At 35.1% G+C, this 15,576-nt stretch carries 19 protein-coding genes; 6 read left to right on the forward strand and 13 right to left on the reverse strand.

Features of this window, described 5'->3' with window-relative positions; all coding sequences use genetic code 11:
• Positions 1 to 23: 23 nt before the first annotated feature.
• Positions 24 to 632 carry a CRISPR-associated protein Cas4 gene (gene cas4, locus J5U23_RS01490; protein ID WP_218266699.1) on the reverse strand — a complete coding sequence of 203 codons (609 nt, stop codon included), beginning with the start codon at positions 630 to 632 and terminating at the stop codon, positions 24 to 26.
• Positions 629 to 1,810 carry a glycosyltransferase gene (locus J5U23_RS01495; protein WP_218259130.1) on the reverse strand — a complete coding sequence of 394 codons (1,182 nt, stop codon included), beginning with the start codon at positions 1,808 to 1,810 and terminating at the stop codon, positions 629 to 631. The genes cas4 and J5U23_RS01495 overlap by 4 nt, the downstream gene beginning before the upstream one ends.
• Before the next feature lie 98 nt (positions 1,811 to 1,908).
• Here J5U23_RS01495 and J5U23_RS01500 point away from each other — a divergent pair, with 98 nt between their 5' ends.
• Both J5U23_RS01500 and J5U23_RS01505 read left to right on the forward strand, forming a co-directional pair.
• Positions 1,909 to 2,160 (forward strand): hypothetical protein, encoded by a 252-nt coding sequence (locus tag J5U23_RS01500; protein WP_218259131.1) that lies wholly within the window; start codon positions 1,909 to 1,911, stop codon positions 2,158 to 2,160.
• Between the two features lie 26 nt (positions 2,161 to 2,186).
• Entirely contained in the window at positions 2,187 to 3,113 is a 927-nt protein-coding gene (locus J5U23_RS01505; RefSeq protein WP_218266700.1) for an MBL fold metallo-hydrolase, read from the forward strand.
• Here J5U23_RS01505 and J5U23_RS01510 read toward each other — a convergent pair.
• The 3 genes from J5U23_RS01510 to J5U23_RS16050 are packed head-to-tail and all read right to left on the reverse strand — an operon-like array spanning position 3,110 to position 4,744.
• A complete protein-coding gene (locus J5U23_RS01510) occupies positions 3,110 to 3,895 on the reverse strand; it encodes a VIT1/CCC1 transporter family protein (protein WP_218259133.1) in 786 nt (261 codons plus the stop codon). The genes J5U23_RS01505 and J5U23_RS01510 overlap by 4 nt on opposite strands.
• A gap of 4 nt (positions 3,896 to 3,899) precedes the next feature.
• A complete protein-coding gene (locus J5U23_RS01515) occupies positions 3,900 to 4,370 on the reverse strand; it encodes an AAA-associated domain-containing protein (protein ID WP_218259134.1) in 471 nt (156 codons plus the stop codon).
• 20 nt (positions 4,371 to 4,390) lie between these two features.
• A complete protein-coding gene (locus J5U23_RS16050; RefSeq protein ID WP_314823915.1) occupies positions 4,391 to 4,744 on the reverse strand; it encodes a hypothetical protein in 354 nt (117 codons plus the stop codon).
• Positions 4,745 to 4,834: 90 nt separating this feature from the next.
• Here J5U23_RS16050 and J5U23_RS01525 point away from each other — a divergent pair, with 90 nt between their 5' ends.
• Positions 4,835 to 5,200, forward strand: coding sequence for a hypothetical protein (locus J5U23_RS01525; RefSeq protein WP_012712086.1), 366 nt, complete (start codon positions 4,835 to 4,837; stop codon positions 5,198 to 5,200).
• Here the strand turns inward: J5U23_RS01525 and J5U23_RS01530 are convergent.
• Both J5U23_RS01530 and J5U23_RS01535 read right to left on the reverse strand, forming a co-directional pair.
• Positions 5,197 to 6,339, reverse strand: a complete 1,143-nt coding sequence (locus J5U23_RS01530) for an aminotransferase-like domain-containing protein (RefSeq protein WP_218266701.1) — start codon at positions 6,337 to 6,339, stop codon at positions 5,197 to 5,199. The two genes, J5U23_RS01525 and J5U23_RS01530, sit on opposite strands and share 4 nt — an antisense overlap.
• Positions 6,312 to 7,268: an ornithine cyclodeaminase family protein gene (locus J5U23_RS01535; RefSeq protein ID WP_218266702.1), complete on the reverse strand. Its 957-nt coding sequence runs from the start codon at positions 7,266 to 7,268 to the stop codon at positions 6,312 to 6,314. Before J5U23_RS01535 ends, J5U23_RS01530 begins: the two co-directional genes overlap by 28 nt.
• Before the next feature lie 60 nt (positions 7,269 to 7,328).
• On the opposite strand from J5U23_RS01535, the gene J5U23_RS01540 reads away from it, so the two are divergent.
• The gene (locus J5U23_RS01540; RefSeq protein ID WP_218266703.1) at positions 7,329 to 7,649 is read left to right on the forward strand and encodes a winged helix-turn-helix transcriptional regulator; all 321 of its coding nucleotides are present in this window, start codon (positions 7,329 to 7,331) and stop codon (positions 7,647 to 7,649) included.
• On the opposite strand, the gene J5U23_RS01545 is transcribed toward J5U23_RS01540, so the two are convergent.
• From J5U23_RS01545 to J5U23_RS01560, 4 genes are read right to left on the reverse strand one after another with little or no spacing between them, the layout of a single operon-like run.
• A complete protein-coding gene (locus tag J5U23_RS01545) occupies positions 7,627 to 8,328 on the reverse strand; it encodes a polyprenol monophosphomannose synthase (protein WP_218266704.1) in 702 nt (233 codons plus the stop codon). The two genes, J5U23_RS01540 and J5U23_RS01545, sit on opposite strands and share 23 nt — an antisense overlap.
• Positions 8,321 to 8,779, reverse strand: coding sequence for an RNA-binding protein (locus J5U23_RS01550; protein WP_218259141.1), 459 nt, complete (start codon positions 8,777 to 8,779; stop codon positions 8,321 to 8,323). The genes J5U23_RS01545 and J5U23_RS01550 overlap by 8 nt, the downstream gene beginning before the upstream one ends.
• Before the next feature lie 3 nt (positions 8,780 to 8,782).
• The gene (gene cutA, locus J5U23_RS01555) at positions 8,783 to 10,915 is read right to left on the reverse strand and encodes a glyceraldehyde dehydrogenase subunit alpha (RefSeq protein WP_218266705.1); all 2,133 of its coding nucleotides are present in this window, start codon (positions 10,913 to 10,915) and stop codon (positions 8,783 to 8,785) included.
• 8 nt (positions 10,916 to 10,923) lie between these two features.
• Entirely contained in the window at positions 10,924 to 11,472 is a 549-nt protein-coding gene (locus tag J5U23_RS01560) for a M48 family metalloprotease (RefSeq protein ID WP_218266706.1), read from the reverse strand.
• 41 nt (positions 11,473 to 11,513) lie between these two features.
• On the opposite strand from J5U23_RS01560, the gene J5U23_RS01565 reads away from it, so the two are divergent.
• Positions 11,514 to 12,551 carry a zinc-dependent dehydrogenase gene (locus tag J5U23_RS01565; protein ID WP_218266707.1) on the forward strand — a complete coding sequence of 346 codons (1,038 nt, stop codon included), beginning with the start codon at positions 11,514 to 11,516 and terminating at the stop codon, positions 12,549 to 12,551.
• On the opposite strand, the gene J5U23_RS01570 is transcribed toward J5U23_RS01565, so the two are convergent.
• A complete protein-coding gene (locus J5U23_RS01570) occupies positions 12,480 to 13,397 on the reverse strand; it encodes a cobalamin biosynthesis protein (RefSeq protein WP_218266708.1) in 918 nt (305 codons plus the stop codon). The genes J5U23_RS01565 and J5U23_RS01570 overlap by 72 nt on opposite strands.
• A complete protein-coding gene (gene cobS, locus J5U23_RS01575; RefSeq protein ID WP_218266709.1) occupies positions 13,370 to 14,131 on the reverse strand; it encodes an adenosylcobinamide-GDP ribazoletransferase in 762 nt (253 codons plus the stop codon). The genes J5U23_RS01570 and cobS overlap by 28 nt, the downstream gene beginning before the upstream one ends.
• Before the next feature lie 35 nt (positions 14,132 to 14,166).
• Here cobS and J5U23_RS01580 point away from each other — a divergent pair, with 35 nt between their 5' ends.
• A complete protein-coding gene (locus tag J5U23_RS01580; RefSeq protein ID WP_218266710.1) occupies positions 14,167 to 15,564 on the forward strand; it encodes a cobyric acid synthase in 1,398 nt (465 codons plus the stop codon).
• Positions 15,565 to 15,576 lie beyond the last annotated feature (12 nt).

Genomic DNA, 15,576 nt, shown 5'->3' on the forward strand with positions numbered 1-15,576 from the left:
TATACCGATAAAAAATATTAATTTTAGGTTAGTTTGGCTGGACAAATGACTGAAAATATACAATATTTGCACTCCCAATTGAATCTAGGCGAGTTCCTTAACGTTATTGTATCCTCTGCAAGTCTTACTATTGTTGCTTCATCTAAAGGTTCATTTATTTCATATTCCGCAATCCTATCTGGAGTTATGTAGATTAGTATCCCCTTTTTTGTATTAAATAACCATAAATATATTTGTAGTTGCATCCTGTGGTGAATTAAAGGTAATCCTTTATCGCTCCTAGAAGTTTTTATCTCAATAATTATAATTTCACCGCTATTATTTTTGATTATTGCATCAGCCTTTCCCTTAATTTTGTAAACTCTACCTTCGACTTGAATTTCTCTCTGAGTCTCAACTTCAGCTTCTGCACTAAAGTTTTCCTTTAATAAATTTTCGAGGCCAAGATGTAATATGTCTCCTAAAATAGCTGAAGGTGTATAAACTTGAGAAATTGCGAGCTCTTTGTATTCGCTCTCATATTTTACTTTTCTGGGGCATTTTACCAAATCTGTTACATATATAGTATTCTCTTCCTTTACATGGCTTAACTGTTCTTCTAATTTCTTTTTTAGTAGAAACTCAGTTATCATCCTATAACCTCCCCCGTAACCTTGGCACTCCTTTCAGTCTTTATCCACACTCTAGGCGCTCTTATTAACTCTAAAAATATTGCAGTGAAGTTTAGCGCTACAATAAAGTTCATATAAACGAACGAAGGAATCATATAGAAATACTCTATCATGTGTCTTCTTGCTATTAAGATTATAAGTATTAACGAAAGCAGAGAGGCCAAAGAAACTAAACTGGCTGCGACAATGTATAGGGATGAAGAGTATACTAATACCAGAGAATAGTTCACAAGATTTAAGACCATGAAAAATGGGGTAAGTACTATTAGCATTCCATCTATTACTCTTAGATCGATTTTCCTAAGCTTGCCCAAAGGCACTTCCAGATGTCCTCTATACCATCTTAACCTTTGTCTAATTAAAACTCTCAAACTAACTGGAACTTCCCTCCAACTAATAGCGGTTGGGGAGTAGATAATCCTATAACCCTTATTTATAATTTTAAGGCTAATATCTAAATCTTCAGTTAAAGAGTGTTCATTCCATCCTCCCAATTCCATTATTAAACTTTTCCTTATGAAAGAACAAGTTCCTTCTATTGGAACAAAGAGACCCACCTTTGCTCTTCCAGCTATTGAATATTCATATATCAATTCCTCGATAGCAGCTAATCTACTGGTTACACTTTCCCTTACATTTATTGGAATTAACTTTCCTTGAACAGCACCAACATTACTATCCTCAAATTTCGGTTCAACATACTCTAAAATATCTAATCTTGGTACTGTATCTCCATCGAATATACCGATAATTTCTCCCTTACTGATACTTAAGGCAAAGTTTAATGCTCTACTTTTCCCATTTGGTATATTAGCTCTTGGAAGACTATAACATCTTACAAGGTTGTTATACTTTGCCTCATATTCTTTACAGATTTGGACAGTTCTATCAGTTGATCCATCTTCCACTACAATTATTTCGTATTTAGATTTATCATATTCTAGATTTACAAGCCGATCTAATAACCTAGGAAGTACTCTTTCCTCATTTTTAACCGGAACTATCAGACTAAAGGTTATTCCACTATGATTTTTACTTTCAAATGGTTTCCATGTTACGCCAACTATTGATAGTATACTATTATACACAGTCCATGAAGATACTATACCACTTAACGTTATTAGTAGAATTTCCAGCATTATTTTTCATACCCATGTCTAATAATATATTTTTTGTTTATCGTCATACTCTTCTGATATCCTAATCTCTTTTAATCTTAGAAGCCAATAATGTATATATGTTCAAGGAGTTATTGGGTGATTATGAGCCACGGGGTAAAGTAATTCAAGGAGTAGGAAGATTTATAGCTCTTGGCCTAGACGATCCATTTCACATAACTACCATATCTGGGTTTACGATATATGGGTTAGGTAAATATATAGAAAAGAAAAGGACCAACTACGGAATCAGGATGGCTAAAATAGACATAGAAAACGTAAGGAAAGATTTAAGGGAAATTACACTAGACATTTCTACTATTAGATTTTAATCGCATAAGATATAAGGTATTTTTAAATGAAAATTACACCAATAGCGTTTGAAAGTTTAGGTGTAAGATCTCAAGCAACCTTAGTAGAAACTAAAGACCTTAGAGTTCTAGTAGACCCTGCCATTTCCTTAGCCCCAAGAAGATATAATCTTCCACCTCATCAGAGAGAAGTGGATAGACTAACGGAATTGGCTAAGGTTTTAGTAGATGTTGCAAAAGATGTTGATGTAATAGTAGTGTCTCATTATCATTATGATCATCATGACCCTGGATACGTTATACCAACGGATATCTACAAGAATAAGTTAGTATTTATAAAAGATCCTCAAAATATGATAAATAATAGCCAAAAATATAGGAGGGCTCCTAGGTTCCTGCGATCTATAAAAGACAAACCAAGTAAAATAGAAATAGCAGATGGTAAGACATTCGAGCTTGGTCATACTACTATCTCCTTTTCTCCAGCAGTTCCACATGGTGCCGATGAAAGATTAGGCTATGTGATTCAAGTTGCGATAAGTGATAAGGACTCGACAGTAATATTCACTTCTGATATAGAAGGTGCCCCAAAAGATGTACATTTAAAGTTCACAAAGGAAAAGATGCCAAAAACTATTATAATTGATGGCCCTCTAAGTTATCTTTTAGGTAGGGCGTTAAAAGAAGAAGAACTAGAAAAGTCAATTAGGAATATGGAGGAAATAGTCAAGAATGGACTTGAAACAGTAATTATTGATCATCACGTCCTAAGGGACATTAACTACGCTGAAGTTTTAAAACCAGTTTATGATATCGCTAAGGACTTAGGCGTAAGAGTGACTACTGCTGCTGAGTATTTAAATTTGGAGCCATTAATATTGGAAGCAAGGAGAAAAGAGTTATTTAAGGAGGATAATAGGCCAGCCAGGATACCTAGAGGATTAGCTAATTTATTAAATGCAGGTGAGGGTTAAGGTAAATATGAAACCGGTATAAAGTGTGCTAATACCATTCCAGCTACATAGCTTCCCATAAGTGCGATTAGTCCAGTACCTATTTGCTCTAGGGCTCCTCTATGTTTGCTTAATCCAGTGTACTTAGTTCCTAATACACCAAATATTCCAAGAGTTATAATCACCAGTAATATTGATGTGATTAACGCAAAGTTGAACTCGAATTGCCTAAAGTAGGCGCTTATTGCAAATGATAATATTGGTATGAGTCCTCCTATTATCAAATAAAAGGACATGAGGAAGCCAAGCTTAACTGGGCTTTCAAACTCTTCTGGAAATACTTTAAGTTCATGCATTAACATCTCTTCTAAGGCTACATCCTCATTTTTTAGTAAGTAATCTGCTATTTTTTCTGAAACCTCCTTATTGAAGCCCTTCTTAATATAAAATTCAACCAACTCTTGTTTTTCCTTATCTGGGAACTTTCTCAACTGGTATTTTTCCTTTCTTATCTCGTTCTGAATTACTTGCATTCTAACTCTTGTGCTTATATACTCTCCAATACCCATGGAAAACGCTTGACCAATCGTTGCAATTAAACCAGCTACCAATACTGCAATTGCGTCGTGTGAGAATCCGGCAGCACCTAACACTATTGCACCTACTCCTATTAGACCATCTTGTATACCAAAGACTTTAGTCCTAAAAGTGTCAGCTTCATGAATATAATGAACGAGTTCCTCTCCCTTTTCTTGTTTCATAAGACTCTTCTTGTTTAATATATTTATATACTTCTCTAGCATTACGCTAAGTCGTAACTACAATAAACTTGTCTCCTTCCTTTTTCAGTAATCCTGAATAGACCCCCCATTCCACTAAAGTTATTTGTAAATCGTAAAGACCCTCTGGGCTATTATAAACTTGGATTCCTTTCTTTTCAAGAATATATTTCAATTCCTCTATTGTAAAATACTTCAATTCTAAAGTAGTTTTAAAGGGTTCAATTTTCTTTATGGAATCTCTGATGATTTCCTTCCTTCTTTTGAGATTTGACTTAAGGAATTCCATACCTTTATCAGTTATTATTATGTCTCCCTCACCTACTGTTATGAAACCTAAGGAATTTGCTGTATATACTATTGGCATTAGATCGTCCAAATCTACTTCCATCTCCTTTTCTAACATATATAGGTCTGTCTTTCCATTGAACGTGTTTTCCAAAGAGTACAAGAGTCCTACCAAATCTGCTACTCTCGCATGCGGATCTATAACTTCCACAGAGTTTAATTATAGTAATCTTACCTTTTTAAATTATCTCTAAGGAGTGCTATTATATATAAGATGGGCCCTACATAGAAACCCAGGATCATTAAAACATCTAGTGTTGTGATGTATAAAGATTGGCCAAACTCTCTAAAAGCTTGTATATGTGCTCCAGAAGAAGATGAGATAATAATAGCTAATATTGCTAAAATGAGTAATATATATTTTAAGAAATTATATTTATTAATTAAAAATAAAGATATAATTAGAAATACCACAATAACTAATGTACCAACTGTGAAAATTCGCGGTACAAAATTCAATAGCATTATACTTCCTACCAATAGAGATACTGCAGTCAAGATAAGTGAAAAGTAAATTAACTTCATTTATTTCATATATTTTTCCTTACTCCCTGTTATTAAAGTGTAGTAGCGCGACGCTTACTTTTTAAAATAATACAGTACAAGTATAATATCGTGGAAACAGTAAATGAGCCTAAAAAGGAGTTTTACACATATTTCATTTCAACATCAAAATTCTATTATGATCTCAGTAGTACAGTTAATTCTCCAATAGTAGTATGCGAAATGTTGTATGAGGCAATAAATGCTGGAATAAAACTCCTTACTTATTACTTCTCTTTACAATATAAACCAAGAAATGAGGTTGTAAAGGAATTATCTAACATATTAGGAGATTGGGTAGAATATTATTGGAGCTTAGGGTTGACATTACATTATGATTGCTATTTAAGTGGGAATGTGGATCAAGACGACATTCCGTTTTATGAGAATCAAGTAAAGGATTTCATTTCTAAGGTAGAAGAAGTGGTCTTTGGTTAACCGTTCCTTATGACTTCATTAAGGATTCTGACTCCCTCAATTATTTCTTCCTTCGTTACCACTGAAACACTTAGTCTAGTCATTGTATCCCCTCCCCTTAAAAAGAAAGGCTTTGCTGGAACAAAACTTAGACCTTTCTCTACAGCCTTATGGAAAACGTTCCAACTATCTTTACCTGCATCCAAGAGAAGAAAGAAACCACATTTAGGCTCGTTAAACTTGTCTAATCCTTTATCTATAAGGGAGTCTACTAATACTCTCATTTTACTCTTATAATGTTCATAAAGTTCCTTTGATCTCTCAGTTACAATCCCTTTTCTTAGTAATCTGGCTACTACATATTGGTTTATGGTTGATGTAGAGAAGTCCAATTGTTCCATTAAGCTAATTTTTTCAGCTATATCTTCCTTTGCTATGAGAAATCCTACTCTTAACCCCGGTGCTATTATTTTACTGAAACTACTTACGTATATTACTCTACCGGTATTGTCGTAGTTTTTTATTGGATTTGGAATTTCTCCAGCTATTGGCCTATATGGATCATCTTCTATAATGTAGAAATCGTATTTTTCCGCCAGTTCTACTAATGTCTTTCTTTTACATTCGGACATGTTAACTCCAGCTGGGTTATGACAATTTGGAATAACATATAACAATTTGATTTTAACAATTTTCAGTAGGGTTTCGAGTTCATCAACGTTAATTCCGGAAGAATCTAACGATATTGGAATTACAGATGAACTTCTCAATTTTAGCGCGTTAAAAGTTTCTATGAAGGTTGGATTCTCAACAGCTATGACATCATTCTCTAGGAAGTATTTGCCTAATAATTCCATTGCATGTTGTGCTCCGCTTGTAACAACTATTCTTTCACTTTTTCTTTTGCTCAAGTTTAAAAGAGGTAGGAATTTATCTTCTATTTCTCTTATAAGTTCATCTTGTCCTCCAGCTCCAGGGTAAAATAATACCTTCGAACCTAGTTCGTTCAGAACTTCGTTATACGCTTCTTCTATTTCCTTTAGGGGTATTCTACTAGGATCTGGCGTTCCGCTGGCCATGTTAATTTTAACTCTTTTGGCTATTTGCGATCCTAATTCAACTGGTGAAATCTCTATTTCTTTTCCGATTCTCGATACCAAACTCCTTTTACCTCTATTTCAGTACCTAAACCCTTCCTTAAAGCTTTTTCATAGATAAGTCTACTTACTGCTAAATCTTCAAGACCTATACCTACAGATTTGAAGATTGTTATTCCCTCTCTGACTACATTAATCCTTCTAGATAGTATTGACGACAAGAGAGTTATCTTACTTATATCCAGCATTCCCATTTTCTTTGCAATGACCAACTCTCCAGATTCTTTTAAACTCTGCTCTAATTCTTCAACAACAATCAAATTTGACGCTTTTATTACCTCTGGGAAAATCTCAATCTTTTCTGGTATATTAGAACCCATCGCATTAATGTGTATTCTCTTATGATTTACGTATTCTAATTTCAAAAATGGATCCTTAGCCTTAGTTATCGTTGTTATAACTTCACTTTCTTCACAAATCTTTTTAATAGAATCTTTAGGCGAAACATCTATACCTTCACTCCTAAATATGGCTAAAGCTTTTTCCATTCTTTGTTGGGAAGGGGTAAAGATATTAATTTTAATTCCTTTCCTTAGTTGACTTGCAATCTCAACAATTGCTAGACCATACTTTCCCAAACCAATTACTCCTAGTGAGGAGAAGTCTCCATATATATAATCTGTTGCAAGTATTGATAATACAGCAGTTCTAACTTGTGATAGCCTATCGGACTCTATTATGCTTAGGAAATTACCGGCGGTATCATATAAGAACGTTAAATGGCTACCTGAAATGAAAGTTTTGTATCCCATATAGTTTTCCATAGCCGCAGCTTGAAACGTAAGAGTAGTTCCGTGAAATGATATTCTACTTCTTTCTAAATTTATTGCTAGTTTATTATCAAAAAGTAGAAATGCGTTCAATAATGACTCATAAATTTGTTTGTAATCCAGTAAATTTATTACATCATTCTCTTTTAGTAGTAGTGTCAATTCTCTCTTAATTTGATATGACTTTATATTTAAAAGAGATTCTATGGTTAGCTATTATATATGGAACTTACTCCTAGGCTTCAAGATATAGTAAATATTCTAAAAAACAAGGGTAGTATAAACGTAAAGGATCTCGCTCTAGAAATAAAAGTATCTCCAAAGACTGCCAAGGGTTACGCTAGAGAACTACAAAGACTAGGACTAGTTGATATGGATCAAGATGGTAATATAAGACTTAAGGAAGATAAGGTAGAACATCCAGACAGCGAGAAGTTGTTAAAAACCTTGGAGAATCATGAAAACGAGATAACATTACTTAAGAAGGAGATAGAAGCGATTAAAGGAGAGTTAGAAAAACTCAAGAAGAAAGGGAAAGCTTAACTATATAAAGGAACCAATTTAAAATTTCTCTAAAATTTAGTTTACTTTTTCCAGTTTTCCTATCTACGAAAATAATGGGATACTCCTTAAACGTGAGATTATTTCTTATAATCTTGAATATGGAGCATATTTGAAATTCATAGCCATTTGTGGTATCACATTCTAACGCCAATAACGCTGCTTTACGTGAGTATATTCTATAATTTGAAGTATTATCGTTAATAGGCGAATGTGATACCAACTTAAATAGAAAATTGGCTCCCCTACTTATAATTCTCCTGCTAAAGGGCCAATTTTTTATCCCACCCCCCTTTGCATATCTAGAACCTATGACTAGATCGCAATTTTCATTTAAGGCAATTTTCATCATTTCTGGTAAATATTTTGGGTCATGACTAAAGTCCGCATCCATTGTAACTATGAAGTCCGATTCCAGTTCTATTGCCTTTTTAATTCCATATCTTAGTGCTGATCCTAGACCCCTTTCATTATATCTTACTAACACAGTTAGATTATGGATGTTTAAGTCTTGCAGTATTAATGCAGTTCCATCTGGACTATTATCGTCTACAATGAGGATTCTCGAGGTATACGGTACTATATTGTTTATCTCCTCAACTAGTTTTACGACATTGTCCCTTTCATTATAAGTGGGTATAACGATAGAAAAGTTAGCCATTACACATCTCCCATATTGTATCTCCTACATGATGGAGATTAATGGCGAATTTTCCCCTCTTTTCAACCAGAGCCTTATCCTTTGGCATCAAAACTCTTAGTACGGCAACAGGTAGATTTGTCTTGGTTTTAGCCAAAATAATATCATTCTCTTTGCATTCGCAACCATATTCTACTATACCAGGGGCGAAAAGATCAGCTCCTTTACTGACCGCTCTTACAGCTCCCTCATCTATAATTACGTAAGGGAGGCTGATCTTTAGTTTCATTATTGCACAAAGTGTGGGAATTATGTCGTCAAAGAAAGCTAAAATATCGTTTACATAGTACCAAGTTTCCTTTTTCTCCTTGCCTACCTCTAATTTTGCATTTGAAATGTCAATATTATATTTCTCTTTTATCTTGTTAATGAAAATCTTAGCATCCTTAGATGACATAACATGTCTTTGCATGAATTAAATAACCTCTTCTGGTTTTGGAGGAATGTTGACTATTCTTTTTCCGGTACACTTTTCTATCGCATTTATTACTGCAGGAGTTGATGCAATAGCTCCAGCCTCGCCTATCCCTTTAGAATTAGTAGGGTGACTTGAGAATCCCTTTTCTATGTAATGCCATTCAATCCTTGGGACTTCTACTGCAGTCGGAAACCCATAGTCGGTTAGGTTTGAATTTAGTAAGTATCCCTCCTTGCCGTATATTGCTCCTTCATATATTGCTTGCCCTATCCCTTGCACCGCTCCGCCAACTATCTGACCTTCCGCAAGTAATGGATTTATAACTTTTCCCACATCGTCAAGTGCGACATATTTTTTCACTCTTACGCTTCCAGTCTCCTTATCTACCTTAACTAATGCCATATGAACCCCATAGGGTACAGTGTAACCTGGTTTAGCCACGTTATAGACATAAGTTACATCTAAGGAGTATCCCATTGAATAGGCGTTCTGTATTACCTCCTTAATAGTAACACTCTTACTACTCTTCTTATGAGAAAATACGCCATTTTTATATTCTATTTCTTCCGTATCTGCATTTAGCATTTTTGCGCTAACCTCAATTAGTCTTCTCCTTAATTCTTCGGCAGCCTTATATATCGCTGAGCCTCCAATTGTTAATGTTCTACTTCCCCAAGTTCCTATTCCATCTGAAATTATATCGGTATCTCCCCATCTAACCTCAATGTTCTCTATTGGTACCTCTAAAACATCAGCTACTATTTGAGCAAAGGCAGTCCCATCACCTTGTCCATGTGGACCGCTACCAGTTATTATCATAATTTTTCCATCACTTTTAGCTAGAACTCTAGCGGTCTCCCAAGGACCAAATGCTGTTATCTCTACATACATGCTTGAACCTACGCATTCATCCACATTAGCTTCATTTTTCAACCTCTGATAATATTCTCTTGCTTTATTTAGTAGTCCCACATAATCGCCGGTATCATAGGTTATACCTAAGGCGTTCTTGTATGGTAATTCTCGAATCAAATTCTTTTCCCTTATATCAAATTCATCCTTTCCTAGTTCCAACGAGATTATGTTAATTATTCTCTCTATAAAATATGTGGCTTCCGGCCTACCAGCTCCCCTATACGACTGAGTTGGTGCCTTATTGGTGTTTACTGCGTAATGTTCAATCCTTATGTTTTGAATCCTATAAGGTCCCAACATCATTCTAACTGTACTGTGAACATTACCTATTTCGTCATCGTTTGCGTCTGGATAAGGCGCACCTAAATCAGCAATCAAAGTACCCTCTAGACCTAGTATCGTACCGTCTCTCTTTACTCCAACCTTAAACCTTAATCTCTTATCTCTTCCATGACCAGCGCTCTGCATTTCCTCGGAGCGCGTGGGTATCCATTTTAGTGGCCTCTTCAATTTTAAGGCTAGCTTAGATATGGCATATTCCTCCGGATGAGCTATAATTTTACTCCCAAACGCTCCTCCCACATCAGGCTGAATCACTCTTATGTTATCAATTCCTAGAAAATTTATGAGGTTTCTTCTTAGATAATGGGCCGATTGGGTAGATGACCATACATTTAACCTATTACCATCAAAGTAAGCTAAGACACCCCTAGTTTCTAAGGGATTCGCTATTACTCTTTGGTTATATAACTCTCCATTAATTACTAGGTCAGCTTCTTTAAGACTTTGTTCAACGTTTCCCGCTTCCCATTTCTTATACTCGTAAATATTAGACTCCTTCTTACTGTAAACTTTTACATCATTCTTTAAAGCCTCTTGTGGATCAATAACGTAAGGTAATTCCTCATACTCTATTTCTATACTTTCTAATAAGTCATAAGCCTCATATCTATCTCTTCCTACCACCATTGCTAGCGGTTGGCCAACGTAAGTAGTCTCCTCAACCGGTATGGGAAAATCACTACCTGGATTTATATCCTCACCGGTAAATATGCCGTTATGGTTCTTCTTTATTTTTATTTTCGCATGTGGTTTAACAGATCTAAGAAATACCACAAATAACGTTCCTGGAAGTTCTATATCATCAACGTATGTTGAGCCTCCAGTTAAGAATTTAGGATCTTCAATTCGCTTGATGGGTTTACCAACGTACACAAATTAATCTATTGGTCGATGTTTTTAAGCCTTACGTGAATATTTGGATGTGTAGATAAAAACGTAGTTTCTTTCACATCATATTTAGTTATTAAATCTTCTAATAATCTTCTATTGGTAAACCTCAAGGCAAACTTATCCGCACTCAACTCAAATCTCCTCTGGAAATATCTTTGCATAAATAAGGCGAAAAATCCAAAAGGAATCAATACAAATAAATTTAAATTAAGAATATAGGTGAAGGCTATGATTATCGAAATAATATAAAGGCTCATTTTAACGTGATGATTTAACTTTAAATGTCCAACTTCATGCATGATAGCTGCTCTAACATGCTCCTCATCTTCTCCATTTACCAATCCTCTAGTTATAACGATAAATTTTCCCCAAACCGAGGTCAGAGAGTACGCATTTACTTCATTAGAGTTTACAATATATATAGGATAATCGTAAAGGGTGGAAAATTTTGTTACTCTTTTAAGCACTATTGCTGGTACTACAACGAATTCTAGCAAAATAACCAGTGTGAGTAAACCGAAAGTAATAATTAAATCCACAATTAATATAACGTAAGTATTACCATATATTCCTTTTTAAAATGGTGGAGGGATTCTCACATATGAAAAGCGTAGTTATGGAAAATGGAAAGGTCGCAATAAGAGAGCTGCCATTACCTAAATTACAGCAAGGTGATGTATTAGTTAAAATGAAGGCTTGTGGATTGTGTGGTACTGACATAGAGAAGATTTGTGGACACTACACTGCATCGCAACCAATATTAGGCCATGAACCAGCTGGAATAATCCAAGAATCCACGGTTGATTTGTTAAAGCCTGGAGATAGGGTTTTTGCACACCATCACGTTCCATGTTATGAATGCTACTATTGTAAAAAGGGAAGTCCAACCATGTGTCCATATTATAGAAAAACCAACTTAGATCCTGGTGGATTTTCGGAGTACTTCAGAGTTCCAGCCTGGAATGTTGTACGAGGCGGAATATTAAAGCTACCAGACAATGTAAGCTTTGAAGAAGGGGCATTTATAGAGCCCTTGGCTACCGTTATTAGAGCGCAAAGGAGAGTAATGATTAACAAGGATGATATAGTTTTTATCGTTGGAGCAGGTCCTATGGGGTTATTACACGCAATGATGGCTAAGGTAAATAATGCGGGAGTCGTTATAGCATCAGATGTAAGTGAGTTCAGAGTCGAATTTGGATATAAGGTAGGTATTGATTATTCGCTTAATGTGAAGAAAGTTAATGTAGCTGATGAAGTTAAGAAATTAACTGATGGAAGAGGTGCTGATGTTACTATAATTGCCTCTGGATCTCCCTCTGCAATAATCTCTGGTCTTAATGCTACTAGAAAGGGTGGTAGAGTTTTGTTATTTGGAGTACCATATAAGGGGACGATACTTAATTATGACATTAGTGATCTCTTAAATAACGAAATTTCAATAATTCCCAGTAATGCTGCTGTAGAGGAGGACACAAAGGAAGCACTGTCTATAATAGCTAACAAGAAGATTGATGTAACTAAGCTGATAACACATAGATTCCCGTTAGATGAGTTCAATGAGGCCGTAAGGGTAGCTAAGGAGGGAAATGCCATAAAGGTAATAATATATAGTTAGGATGAGGAGAAAGTACAAGACTAAACTTAATTTAAATAATTTTAGCGCATTTTTAACATCTTTTTCGTCTGGTAAATTTCCATTGCCTATTCTATAGTGACCAACCTTTTCTAAACTTACATTTAGTAAACCTGCAGCAATAGCTATTGGGTATTTAGCATTTATGCTTTCCATTTTTGCCTCCCTAAGTGTTTTCCATCCTTGTTTCACGTTAAGTCCTAAGATAAAACCAGATGTAAGCATTATCATTCCAGTTAGCCTAGCTGGGATGTAATTGAGTATAGTGTCAATTTTCGCTGAGAACCAACCCTCTTTTCTAAGCTCCGGAGTCTTATATCCTACCATGCTGTCCATTGTATTTGCAAGTCTTTGTAACATTGCTCCGAAAATTCCAAAGGTAAGAAACCAGAAAATTGGAGAAGCTATCCCGTCAACAGTGCTCTCAAATAGTGATTCGATTAATGCAGAAGCTATATGGCCTTTATCACTTTTACTTAAATCCCTTCTGACAATCTGTTGTGCATAATACCTAGCTTGCTCATCCAACCTTGATCCCTTTTTTACAATATCGTAGAGCATTTTAATAGAAAATGTCGTTTTCAACGAAAACGCTAATATTATTAGTTTAAGGTAAATTGGAATTGGTGCTTCTACTGGTAAGTATACGAAAATAAATAATGGGGGTAAAACCGACATTATCCATAGGAGAACTCCGTAAGAATAACCCTTGTAGGGTTTGATTAGTGCTTCCGATATTTTTCCAGTCCAAACTACAGGATGTATGTAAATAGGTGGTTCTGAAATTGTTAGATCCCATATCAATGCAAGTGCAAGAACAAATAACACAGGATAGATAATAGTGAGTAATTTAAATTGGTTATCTCATTGGTTAATAGGAATAGTGGAAAGGAAAGAGTTATTGAAGCCCCAGTTATATCACCTGAGGAACCTCCAAGCGATCCACATATCTTATGCATTATCATGTAGAACACTAGGAAAACTATTATATTGTATAATGAAATAAACGGAATTAATTCAAAAAGTAATACCGTAGACTTTCCTTTCAATTTATTGTGAAAGATTTTCCCAAGATTACTTTCTGGAATTGGACTAATGGTTGAAAGTATATAAAGTCCTATTGTCATCGAGAGTACGTTAGATGATGTCAGATAGAATATAGTGTACAATGAGAAGCCTAGCTTTAATAAAGCCACTATTTGAATTGATATGTACACTAAAAGTAAACCTATTCCTCCAGAACCTATTTCAACGTCCTTTAATGCCTTTATCTTCCTATTCCTATCTCCTTTTATCATCAATGCGTCTCCTAAGTCCAATAAACCATCTAGATGATTAAATCCCCTAAGCAATTCTACTACACCTAGCAATATTATCCCAGCAAGAGCTCCAAGAATTCTATATAAGAGAACATACACTGCACTCTCTATTAATGCCAATGATATGCCAATAATTATTGGCGATATGTAGGAGTATTCTGCAATTTCCTCTAAAGACGCATTGCTCTTTACTGGTATTGCGGTAAAAAACGAGAATAGTGCAAGTACTCCTTTTAATCGCATGTGGATTTATTTATTGGCCAAGTTGATATGATTAAGTGTCAATAATAGTAGCCTCAACCATGAGTGATTCAGGTAAGTCATTTGTAACCACTGGACTAGTTAGAATTCTAAATGCAAAACCACTTAAAATTCAGAATATGTCTTTAAATAGCATTTCAACTTGTGATGGTGGAGAAATAGCCTTCATACAAGCTTACCAGGCATGGGGGGCTGGAATAAGACCAGAAAGGCATATGAACCCAATTTTGCTCAAGCCAATGGGTAAGGGCCTTGAAGTAATCTTTATGGGAAACTCACTTGGTATTATGAGTGGTAATGAGTATTATAATTTAGCAACCAACACATTATGGCAAAAAATCTCACAATTCCTATCAAGTGATGTTGTAATAGAAGCAGCTGGAGGCATAGGAGAACCAAATTTTATTGATAAGGATATTACAGCAATAAAAGTAATGAAAGATAAGGGAATTCCAGCAATTTTAGTATTAGATATTGATAGGGGAGGTGCATTTGCGTCTGCTTATGGCACTTATATGATGCTTCCCCAATCTATCAGAGAGAAATTGAAAGGATTCATTATTAATAAATTCAGAGGAGATGAAAAGTTTCTGTATGATGCTATAAAATGGCTTGAAGAGAAAACAGGGATGAAATACTTAGGTTATTTGCCTTTTCTCAGCGAAGTCCCGATAATGCCAGAGGACTCCATGAATATTTACAATTTTGGTGAAGGTGATGTTGAAGTTGCCATAATAGCCTATCCTTATATGAGCAATTTTAATGAATTTTATGCCTTAGCTAAGTCTAATGCTCATGTATCCTTTGTGAAAAAGCCTAAAGAAATTGCGAAGGCTGATCTGGTAATTTTACCGGGTAGTAGGAATACTCTAGAATCGTTAAAATGGTTGGTAGAGAATGGGTTCGTGGAATATCTAAGGCAAAAGACTAGGGGAATTTTAGGTATTTGCGGTGGTTTTCAAATTTTAGGTAAAAAGCTTATAGATCCTTACGGAATTGAGGCGGGATATCCTATAGAATATGAGGGTTTAGGAGTATTTGATGTTAACGTACATTATGGCAAGACTAAGATAGTTTCCATTAGTTCTGGTGTTTCTGAATATGGCAAAATAGATGGTTATGAAATTAGAAGGGGAGTAGTAAAGTACGTAGACGAAAAGCCCTTACTTAAAATAACCGTAAGGAATGGTGAAAAAGTAAGTGTTGAGGATGGGGCAAGAAAGGATAGTATTATTGGCTTAAGTGTACACGGAAGCTTATTTTCTGAAGGAATGAAAAAATTACTGAAGGAGTTTAATATTAATATTTACTCACAATCAATGGTAGACGAGATTCAACAACAGGCAATTCGTGTAGAGCAATTTTTAAGGAAATATTTACATATTGACGAAATAGCCGAAATTTATAAGCAATGAATTTTTAGTCTT

Source organism: Saccharolobus shibatae B12 (assembly GCF_019175345.1).
GTDB classification, from domain to species: Archaea; Thermoproteota; Thermoprotei_A; order Sulfolobales; family Sulfolobaceae; genus Saccharolobus; species Saccharolobus shibatae.

What these genes read in the sequence shown, in the direction of transcription:
- cas4 (WP_218266699.1), bottom strand. Translation starts at nt 632, where the DNA reads ATGATAACTGAGTTTCTACTAAAAAAGAAATTAGAAGAACAGTTAAGC.
- J5U23_RS01495 (WP_218259130.1), bottom strand. Translation starts at nt 1,810, where the DNA reads ATGCTGGAAATTCTACTAATAACGTTAAGTGGTATAGTATCTTCATGG.
- J5U23_RS01500 (WP_218259131.1), top strand. Translation starts at nt 1,909, where the DNA reads ATGTTCAAGGAGTTATTGGGTGATTATGAGCCACGGGGTAAAGTAATT.
- J5U23_RS01505 (WP_218266700.1), top strand. Translation starts at nt 2,187, where the DNA reads ATGAAAATTACACCAATAGCGTTTGAAAGTTTAGGTGTAAGATCTCAA.
- J5U23_RS01510 (WP_218259133.1), bottom strand. Translation starts at nt 3,895, where the DNA reads ATGCTAGAGAAGTATATAAATATATTAAACAAGAAGAGTCTTATGAAA.
- J5U23_RS16050 (WP_314823915.1), bottom strand. Translation starts at nt 4,744, where the DNA reads ATGAAGTTAATTTACTTTTCACTTATCTTGACTGCAGTATCTCTATTG.
- J5U23_RS01540 (WP_218266703.1), top strand. Translation starts at nt 7,329, where the DNA reads ATGGAACTTACTCCTAGGCTTCAAGATATAGTAAATATTCTAAAAAAC.
- J5U23_RS01545 (WP_218266704.1), bottom strand. Translation starts at nt 8,328, where the DNA reads ATGGCTAACTTTTCTATCGTTATACCCACTTATAATGAAAGGGACAAT.
- J5U23_RS01550 (WP_218259141.1), bottom strand. Translation starts at nt 8,779, where the DNA reads ATGCAAAGACATGTTATGTCATCTAAGGATGCTAAGATTTTCATTAAC.
- J5U23_RS01565 (WP_218266707.1), top strand. Translation starts at nt 11,514, where the DNA reads ATGGTGGAGGGATTCTCACATATGAAAAGCGTAGTTATGGAAAATGGA.
- cobS (WP_218266709.1), bottom strand. Translation starts at nt 14,131, where the DNA reads ATGCGATTAAAAGGAGTACTTGCACTATTCTCGTTTTTTACCGCAATA.